We start from the raw sequence: 8991 nt of genomic DNA on the forward strand, positions 1-8991 counted from the left end.
GGGAGGGCGAGGGCATCGCCTCATGCTGCTTTCCGGGCTGCGTCCCCGCCGGCCGACCCGGGCTGCTCATCGGTCGAGCACGCGGGCGAGGGCGTGCAGATCCTCCTGGTACGCGCCCGGCGAGGGGGAGATCCGCAGCACGGGTGTGGGCAGGTCCGCGGGCGCCCTGCTGACCGGTACGGCGCCGATCAGCAGGGACGCCTCCGCGGCCCGCGACCGGGCGTCCTCGACGGCCGCCTCGGGATCCACGCCCGGCGGCGGCCTGAGGGTGACGATGGCGGACGGCTCGTCGAGCGGCTCGCCCGCCCGCCATCCGCCGATCCCGTCGAGGAGGCGCCGCGCCGTGACACCGAGCTCCGCCAGGTGGGCGTGGACCGCGGCGGGGCCGAGCGCCCGGTGTTCCAGTACGGCGACGCCGAACCCGGCCCGGGCGGCGATCGCCCCTTCGGAGGTCTCATAGCGGGCCGCACCCGCCAGCGGTGCCGCCTCCCCCCGCGCCCAGCCATGCCCGCCGAATGGGGGAGCCTCCTCCCGCACCCGGCCGTGCCCGCCGAATGGGGAAGCCTCCTCCCGCACCCAGCTGTGCCCGCCGAATGGGGGAGCCTCCTCCCGCACCCGGCCGTGCCCGCCGAATGGGGAAGCCTCCCCCCGCACCCAGCCGTGCCCGCCGAGCGCGGGAGCCGCGGCGTCCATGCCCCCGGCGAGGCCGGGCACGATGAGGAAGCCGACCCCGCGCGGTCCGGCGAGCCACTTGCGGGAGGTCCCGACGTAGGCGGTCGCACCGGCGCCGCCGGTGTCCACGTGGCCCAGGGACTGGCAGACGTCGAGGACCAGCGGCACCCCGGCGGCGCGGCACAGCCGGCCCACCGCGGCCGCGGGCTGCACGACGCCCCGGTGGGAGGAGATGTGCGACAGGACGACCAGGTCCAGCCCACCGGCCAGCACGGACGCGAGGCCGCCCGGGTCGAGGCGGGAGTCGTCGTCCACGGGCAGTTCGAGGAGCTTCCAGTCGCGGAGCCGGGCCAGGCGGTACAGCAGCATGAGCGTGCTGCCGTACTCGGCGCGCGTGACGCCGACCCGGCTGCCCGGTGGGAGCGGCCATCCGCCCAGCAGCGCCGCCGTCGCGGCCGTCCCGCTCTCCAGGAGGGCGACGTCGTCCGCGCCGGCGCCAACCAGGGCGGCCAGCGCGGCCCTGGACGCGTGGAGGTCCGGGACCGCCCGGTAGCCGCCCACCTCGCGCTCGTGCCGGAGGTGTCCGACGACGGCGTCGAGTGTCCGGTCGCTGGGGACGTTGCATCCGGCGGCGTCGAGGTGGCCGGGCGGCACGGAGGACCGCGCCGCCCGCCAGCTCTCAGCGATCACGCGCGGGCCAGGACGAGGCTGAAGTCCCCGGTCGGATCGGTGTAGTGGCGGCTCACCGTGAATCCGGCCGCGGCCAGCTCCTTGCGCAGGCCCTCGGGGCGGAACTTGGCGCTGATCTCGGTGCGCATCTCCTCCCCGGCGGCGAAGGCGACGGTCAGGCCGAGGCCGCCGACCCGCACGCGCATGGCCCGGCTCGCGCGCAGCCGCATCTCGATCCAGTCGTGCCGCGCGTCGTAGATCGCGACGTGGTCGAACGCGTCGGGCTCGAAGTCGGCGTCCAGCTCCCGGTTGACCACGTGCAGGACGTTCCGGTTGAAGGCGGCGGTCACCCCGGCCGCGTCGTCGTAGGCCGCGACCAGCCGCCCGGTGTCCTTGACCAGGTCGGCTCCGAGCAGGAAGGTGTCGCCGGGCCGGAGGGTGCCGCGCAGCTCCTTGAGGAACACCTCGCGCGCCGCCGGATCGAGGTTGCCGATGGTGCCGCCGAGGAAGGCCACCATCCGCCGCCCCTCCCGCGGCAGCAGCGCCAGGTGGTGCTCGAAGTCGGCGCAGACCGCCTGCACGGTCAGGCCGGGGTAGCGGGCGGTGAGCCGCCGCGCGGCGTCGCCGAGGGTGATCGCGTCGACGTCCACCGGCGTGTAGGTGCGCAGCGTCCCCGTCGAGGAGAGGGCGTCGAGCAGCAGGACGGTCTTCTCGCTGGTCCCCGAGCCGAGCTCGACCAGGGTGTCCGCGCCGCCGCGCGTGGCGATGTCGAGGGCCTCCCTGCGCAGGATGGCCAGCTCGCGGCGGGTGGGATAGTACTCCGGCAGCCGGGTGATCTGGGAGAACAGATCGCTGCCCGCCGCGTCGTAGAACCATTTGGGCGGCAGCCACTTGGGCGTGGACGTCAGCCCGGTGCGGACGTCGTTCTCAAGTGCCTGGCGCAGGTAGTCGTGGCCGAGATGGTTGACCAGGTGTACGGCTGACTGGCTGACGGACACGGGGCCTCCTGGGTCGATGGGTCACGGTCCTCCTCGCCTGGCGGCTCGTCGGTCCGTGACCGGGGTGCTGTGTTCTCTGGTGGTCTCGCTCCGCTCGTCCACGGTCCTCCTCGCCTGGCGGCTCGTCGGTCCGCGGCCTGGGTGCGGTGGTCTCGCTCCGCCCGGTCACAGTGGCTGGACGCGCACGCCGTCGGGAGAGGCGAGAACCAGGTTCCGGTCCGGTACGGCCTGCCAGCCGGACCGGTCGTCCAGCGGCTCGCTCGCCACGAGCACGCCGTCGCCGAGATGGAGGTGGAGGGTGTCGCCCCAGACCGTCGCGGCGATCGACGCGCCGTCGCAGGCGAGCAGGTTCAGCCGGGCTCCGGGGTCCTTCGCCCCGGCGTGGGCGACGACCTCCGCCAGGGCGTCGCCGAGCGGATGGCCCGCGCGCCGCCGTACGAACACCGCGGCGGCGAGCCACGCGGAGTCGCAGGAGCTCTCCGCGTCGTCGGCCAGCTCCCGCACCGCCTCCCGCTCGACGCGGCCGTTGTGGCTGAGCAGCCAGCGCCCGTCGGTGAAGGGCGCGGTCGCGGTCTCCTCGATCGGCATGCCGACGGTCGCCGACCGTACGGCGGCCAGCAGGCAGCCCGAGCGGATGACCTGCGCGAGGGCGGGCAGGTTGGCGTCGGTCCAGATGGGGACCGTACGGCGGTAGCGGACCGGTTCGGCGCGGGTGGCGTCGTACCAGCCCATGCCGAAACCGTCGGCGTTGATCGTGCCGTAGCGCTGCAGGCGCGGGGCGTAGGACTGCTGGAGCAGACCGTACTCGGGCTCGTGGATCAGCGAGGCGAGGGTGCGGGGAGCGCCCAGCCAGGCGGCGTGGCGGCACATCTACGCCTGCTCCGGGGTGGCCGAGCGGGCGCAGCGGAAGCCGGAGAAGATCTGCCGGCGGATCGGGTGGTCCCAGTTCCTGAACGTCGTGCGGACCGCGGCCGGGTCGGCCGCCCAGGATCCGCCGCGCAGCACCCGGTAGTCCTTGCCGAAGAAGACCTCGCTGTACTCGCGGTAGGGGAAGCTGCGGAAGCCGGGGTAGGGCAGGAAGAGGGAGGCGGTCCACTCCCACACGTCGCCGATCATCTGCTCGACGCCGTAGGCGCTCGCCCCGGCGGGGAAGGCGCCCAGCGGGGCGGGCCGCGCCGCCCGGTGCCCGAGGTTCGCCCGGCCGGGTCCGGGGTCGTCGTCGCCCCACGGATACTTCCGCGCCCGCCCGGCGGAGGGGTCCCAGCCGCAGGCCTTCTCCCACTCCGCCTCGGTGGGCAGCCGCCTGCCCGCCCAGCGGGCGTAGGCGTCGGCCTCGTACCAGCACACGTGCTGGACGGGCTCGTCCATGGGCACGGGCTCGGGCCGGCCGAAGCGGGTGCGCCACCAGGTGCCGCCGTCCCTGGTCCAGAACAGCGGGGCGCGGGCGTGGCTCTCCTGCCGCCAGTGCCAGCCCTCCGGGGTCCACCAGCGCGGGTCGTCGTAGCCGCCGTCGTCGATGAAGGCGGCGTAGGCGAGGTTGCCGACGGGGAGCCTGTCGATCCAGTAGGCGGGCAGGTCGACCCGGTGGGCGGGGCGCTCGTTGTCGTAGGCCCACGGCTGGGTGCCGGTGCCCATCAGGAAGGGGCCCGCCGGGACGAACACCTCCTCGGCGCCCGCCGACCCGCCGGGCGGCAGATCGCCGTCGCGGACCAGGCCCGGCTCCCTCGACAGCTGCAGGGTGGCGAGCATCGTCTCGTCGTGCTGGTGCTCGTGCTGGATGACCAGGCCGAAGACGAAGGCGTCCCGGTGCAGGGGGTCGGGGCCGTCCGGGTCGATCGCGTCCAGGACGTCCAGCACCCGGCCGCGCACGCCCCCGATGTAGTGGCGCGCTTCGCCCGGTCCCAGGATGGGCAGGCTCGGACGGTCCTTGCGCGGGTGCTTGAACGCGTCGTACAGGTCGTCGATCTCGGGGCGGAGCGGGGTGATCCCGCCGGCCTCCCGCAGCACCCACAGCTCCTCGTAGTTGCCCACGTGCGCCAAATCCCACACCAGCGGCGACATCAACGGCGAATGCTGCCTGACCAGCAGGTCGTCCTCGGCTTCCGTGTAGGCCAGCGACCGGTTCCGCACCGCGACCAGCTCGGCGGCGATCCGTTCCTTGAAGTCGTTCATCCCTGTCCTTCCTCGGTCAGCCAGGCCGACAGGCGTCGTGGCGGCCCTTTCACCAGCTCCAGCAGGTCCGCGGCCGGAGGGCGGCCGGGTGTCACGTGACGGTCGGCGAACGCGGCCACCTCGCGGATCAGGCCCGCGCTCACGCCCAGGCGGGGCAGCGCGGCGAGGGCGGCCCGGAAACAGGTCTCGGCGGCCTTCCTCAGCCGCGGCTCCGCCAGCCCGTGGCGCGCCGCCCCCGGCCACATCCCCGCGTACGGCTCGGCGGCGGCGATCGCCGTTTCGGCGGCGCGGTCGTCCATCACCAGGGCGTGGGTCACCGCCACGCACACCGGCCAGTCCGCCGGGCGCTGGGCGTCGAGGTAGCGGATCTCCAGCCAGCCGCGCGGCCGTACCGGAGGGAAGACCGTCGTGGCGTGGTAGGCCAGGTCCGCCAGGGTCAGGGGGCGCGCGGGCGCGGTCAGCCAGTCGCGGAAGGTCGAGCCGTCGCGGACGGCCCGGCACCGGTCCCCGTTCTCGCGCACGAGCATGAGCCGGGCGTCGAGCAGGTACTCCGCCCAGGCCGCGGCCGGGTCGCCGGTCGAGGGGACGGGGGCCGTCCGCGTGCGGTCCAGGTTCTCCCACACCGCCTGGCGGCCGGACATCCACCCGCACGGCCGGCCGCCGCTGAGCGGTGAGTTGGCGAAGGCCGCCGTCAGGAGGGGCCCCAGCAGGTGCGCGCGTTCCCACCGCACCGCCGGCCTGTCGCCCAGGTCCAGGTTGACCTGGATCGACGCCGTCGAGCACATCATCAGGGCCCCGTACGGCGTGCCCAGGAACTCCGCCATCGCCTCGTAACGGGGCAGGCGCAGCTGCCGCCGTGCAGGCCGTACCGGATCGAGGCCCACCCCCGCCAGCACCAGACCCGCCTCCCGCAGGGCCGCGCGGGCGGCGTCCACGTCGGCGGCGAGGCGGGCGACGGCCTCCGGCAACGGGCCCGCCGGACCGGAGAGTTCGAGCTGGCCGCCAGGCTCGAAGGTCACCCGGCTCCCGCCGGGCAGCGGCGGCAGGGCGTCGGCGATCCTGGCCAGCGGGACGTGGCAGTCGGGAGACGTACGGTCGAAGACCAGGAACTCCAGCTCGACTCCCACCTGGTCCCCGGCGGAGCCGTGGAAGCAGCCTCGCGCGAAGTCCGCCACATCCGAGGTGTCCCGGATCACCATGTCCTCGGCGGCCAGATCGGTCATCGTGCCCCCTTCGCCCGGCGCGTATGGAGCTATAGACCCGCGAGGCGCGCAAGCGTTACAGAGAGGCCGGCCTGTAACGGATCGCTCCGCAAGCGGCACTACGTCACATGAGGCACAGGTGGGAATGATGCGAGCGGGACCTCGATCCAGGCGATCGGTCGGCTGCCGTGAGATCACGGAGCTTGTCACCGACTATCTCGAAGGGGCGCTCTCCGCCGAGCGGCGGCGACGCTTCGAGGCCCACCTGGCCGGATGCGCCGAGTGTTCCGTTCATCTGGAGCAGATGCGGGCGACGGTCAGGGCCCTCGGCTGTCTCGGGGCCGACGGCATTCCGGATCGGGTGCTCAGGGGGCTGTGCGGGGCCTTCCTCGGCTCAGGGGCGCCGCCAGTCGCGGAAGGCGGACAGTAGCCCCTCGCGCGTGTCGTCGGCCAGGCCGTCGGGCCGCAGGTCGCCCAGGGTGGCGACGGTGGTGCGGAGCTGGCCGAGGTAGCGTTCGCAGCCCTCGCAGCCGCCGAGATGCTCCTCGAACCGGTAGCCCGTGGGCCCGTCGAGCTCACCCTCCATGTAGACGGTCACGAGTTCCACCACCTCGTCACAGGTGAACCGCTTCACGGCGCTGACCGCCTTACCGTCTCGATGCTGAACCGATTCCACTACGCCGACCGCCTCGCCGTCTCGAAATAGTCCTCCAGCTGCCCGCGCACCGACGCGCGGGCGCGGTGCAGCAGCACGCGCTGGTTGGCCGCGGAGATCTCCAGGATCTCGCAGACTTCCTCGGACGTGCACCCCTCCACGTCGCGGAGTGTGATCACCGCCCGCTGCCGGGGCGGCAGCTCCGCCAGGGCCGCCGCGATCCGGCCGCGCACCTCCGCGGCGAGCACCTCGCCCTCCGGGGTCGGCCAGGCCGCGGGGAGCTCTTTCCAGTGGCCGGGGAGGGGGTCGTCCACGCCCTGGAAACGCGAGCGGTCGACGGTCGGTCTCTCCTGCTCGAAGACGCTGCTCCACGGGACCGTGCGGTTCTCGCGCATGCCTCGCTTCTTGGCCGTGTTGACCAGGATCCGGTAGACCCAGGTCTTGACCGACGAGCGTCCCTCGAAGCCCCCGATCCCCCTGACGACCGCCAGCCAGGTGTCCTGCACGATCTCTTCCGCCGAGTCGTTGGTGGACACGTGCGTGCGGGCCAGCCACAGCATCCCTCGTGACCAGGTGTCCAGCAGCGTCGCGAACATCGCCTCGTCTCCGGCGCGCAGGGCTGCCACGACGACATCGTCCGGCGGCAGCCTACCGCCGGTGAAGGACTCCACGATTGTCTCCTCCTGATAGGACATCTGGGACATTCATGACGTCGTGGCGCGTCCTCTCCGCTGAAGCGCTCCCAAGCGCGACCGGTCCAGGAGATAGAGGATTCCCGCCCTGAACTGGGCCGACACCTTCTCCTCCCGGTCCGGGCCGCCGGCTGACCTCTGTCTCCTCCCTGCACAGTTCCGGGACCATGCCCGTTCGTTACGCCGTCCGGGCGGGACGGTCACCGGAATCCCGTACTCCGGGAAGGCCGGTCACGGGAGATCCCGGACGCCGGAAGCCGGCCCTAACGCGACGCCTCGGCGACCTCCAGCGCCTCGCGCGTGTCGTCGGTGGCCGTCGTGCGCCGCCTGCCCAGGCCGGAGGCGGTGACGGCCGCGCCGAGGAGTACCGCGGCAAGCGGCACGATCAGCGCCGCGCGGAAGCCGTCGAGCCCCGCCTGGGACGAGCCGCCCGCGCCGACCGCCGCGGTGTTGACGGCGGTCACCGCCGACAGGCCGAGCGCCGAGCCGAACTGGAACGACGTGTACAGCAGGCCGCCGGCGAGCCCCTGCTCCTCTTCCGTGACGCCGTCCGTGGCGGCGATGGTGAGCGGTCCGTAGGCCAGGGCGAAGGCGAGACCAAGCATGATCATGGTGGGGAACATGGCCGCGTAGGTCCAGTCGAGCCCCATCGGCAGGAACAGGGCGTAGGCCACGGCGGCGAGAAGCATGCCGCCGAAGATCACCCGGACGTTGCCGAAGCGGCTCACGAGCCGCGGCGTGACGGTGGGCGCGAGCACGGCGTCGACGCCGACGGCGAGGAGGGCGAGGCTCGTCTCCAGCGACGACCAGCCCCGGAGTTCCTGCAGGTAGAACACGGCGATGAACTGGAAACCGAAGAACGAGCCGGCGAACAGCATCGCGCCGAGGTTGGCGCGCACGAGCGGGCCCGAACGCAGGATGCCCAGGCGCACCAGCGGTGAGGCCGACCGCCGCTCGATCGCCACGAAGGCGGCGAGCAGCGCCAGGCCGCCGGTGAGGGCGGCGGCCGCCCGGCCCCATCCGGCGCCGGGGTCCTCCAGGCTGACGACCGCGAAGACGAGCAGGAGCATCGCTCCCGTCACGCTGGCGGCCCCGGCCAGGTCGAAGCCGTGGGAGGAGCGCGCCGGACGGCTCTCGGCCGGGATGAGGAGGAGGGCGGCCAGGAGGATGACGGACGCCATGATGACCGGGGCGAAGAACACCCACCGCCAGTCGATCGCGGTCAGCAGGCCTCCGACGACGAGCCCGAGCGAGAAGCCGGCCGCCGCCGTCCCCGCGTAGACCAGCAGGGCCTTGTTGCGCTGCCGGCCTTCGGCGAAGCTCGTCGTGATGATGGCCAGGCCGGCGGGCGCCATGAACGCGGCGGCCACACCTGTCACGAAACGGGCCACGATCAGGACCCATCCCTCGCTCGCCACCCCGCCCAGGCCGGAGAAGGCGAGGAAGACGACGAGCCAGAACAGGAACATCCGCCGTCGGCCCAGCAGGTCGGCGGTCCGCCCGCCCAGGAGCATGAAACCGCCGTAGCCGAGCACGTAGGCGCTCATCACCCAGCTCACCGCGCCGGTGGTCATGCCCAGGTCGGCTCGGATCGACGGCAGGGCCACGTTCAGCATCGCCACGTCGATGCCTTCCAGGAAAATGGCGCCGCACAGCACGAACAGCACGGCCCAGGCGCGGCCGCCCATACGGCCGGTGCCGCCGTCGAGTGTCGGGGACTGCGGTGTGGACACGACATGGCTCCTTGATGCGATGGAAGGAGGGGCCGATCCGGTTCTCTTACGACCTGTCGGTTCCCTCTTGTAAGTAGACGCATCATGCGACACCCGCGAGTGGCGGTGGAAGACGGCACTTTGAAGTCACCGGCTGACCGCCCGAATACCGGGGACGGCCCCGGCGTCCGCCGGCGGGGGTGTGCGGTCCGCCGGAAC

The 8991-nt window shown here is 73.2% G+C and carries 9 protein-coding genes; 1 reads left to right on the forward strand and 8 read right to left on the reverse strand.

The window, feature by feature from the left end; genetic code table 11:
* Positions 1–66: 66 nt before the first annotated feature.
* From egtE to egtA, 5 genes are all read right to left on the reverse strand, one after another.
* Positions 67–1362 carry an ergothioneine biosynthesis PLP-dependent enzyme EgtE gene (gene egtE / locus CA984_RS40080; protein ID WP_086578584.1) on the reverse strand — a complete coding sequence of 432 codons (1296 nt, stop codon included), beginning with the start codon at positions 1360–1362 and terminating at the stop codon, positions 67–69.
* Positions 1359–2339, reverse strand: coding sequence for an L-histidine N(alpha)-methyltransferase (gene egtD, locus CA984_RS40085; protein WP_086578585.1), 981 nt, complete (start codon positions 2337–2339; stop codon positions 1359–1361). Before egtD ends, egtE begins: the two co-directional genes overlap by 4 nt.
* A 165-nt stretch (positions 2340–2504) precedes the next feature.
* Positions 2505–3209 (reverse strand): ergothioneine biosynthesis protein EgtC, encoded by a 705-nt coding sequence (gene egtC / locus CA984_RS40090; RefSeq protein WP_086578586.1) that lies wholly within the window; start codon positions 3207–3209, stop codon positions 2505–2507.
* Positions 3210–4511 (reverse strand): ergothioneine biosynthesis protein EgtB, encoded by a 1302-nt coding sequence (egtB, locus tag CA984_RS40095; protein WP_086578587.1) that lies wholly within the window; start codon positions 4509–4511, stop codon positions 3210–3212.
* A complete protein-coding gene (egtA, locus tag CA984_RS40100; protein ID WP_086578588.1) occupies positions 4508–5734 on the reverse strand; it encodes an ergothioneine biosynthesis glutamate--cysteine ligase EgtA in 1227 nt (408 codons plus the stop codon). Before egtA ends, egtB begins: the two co-directional genes overlap by 4 nt.
* Before the next feature lie 127 nt (positions 5735–5861).
* On the opposite strand from egtA, the gene CA984_RS40105 reads away from it, so the two are divergent.
* Complete coding sequence (locus tag CA984_RS40105) at positions 5862–6143, forward strand: anti-sigma factor family protein (protein ID WP_086578590.1); 282 nt, start codon at positions 5862–5864, stop codon at positions 6141–6143.
* On the opposite strand, the gene CA984_RS40110 is transcribed toward CA984_RS40105, so the two are convergent.
* The 3 genes from CA984_RS40110 to CA984_RS40120 all read right to left on the reverse strand — a co-directional run bounded on the left by CA984_RS40110 (position 6108) and on the right by CA984_RS40120 (position 8793).
* Positions 6108–6347 (reverse strand): zf-HC2 domain-containing protein, encoded by a 240-nt coding sequence (locus tag CA984_RS40110; protein WP_086578591.1) that lies wholly within the window; start codon positions 6345–6347, stop codon positions 6108–6110. The genes CA984_RS40105 and CA984_RS40110 overlap by 36 nt on opposite strands.
* Positions 6348–6388: 41 nt before the next feature.
* Complete coding sequence (locus CA984_RS40115) at positions 6389–7039, reverse strand: RNA polymerase sigma factor (RefSeq protein ID WP_037934604.1); 651 nt, start codon at positions 7037–7039, stop codon at positions 6389–6391.
* A gap of 284 nt (positions 7040–7323) precedes the next feature.
* A complete protein-coding gene (locus tag CA984_RS40120; RefSeq protein ID WP_086578589.1) occupies positions 7324–8793 on the reverse strand; it encodes an MFS transporter in 1470 nt (489 codons plus the stop codon).
* Between the last annotated feature and the right edge of the window lie 198 nt (positions 8794–8991).

This window comes from Streptosporangium minutum (assembly GCF_002149035.1).
Lineage (GTDB): Bacteria > Actinomycetota > Actinomycetes > Streptosporangiales > Streptosporangiaceae > Streptosporangium > Streptosporangium minutum.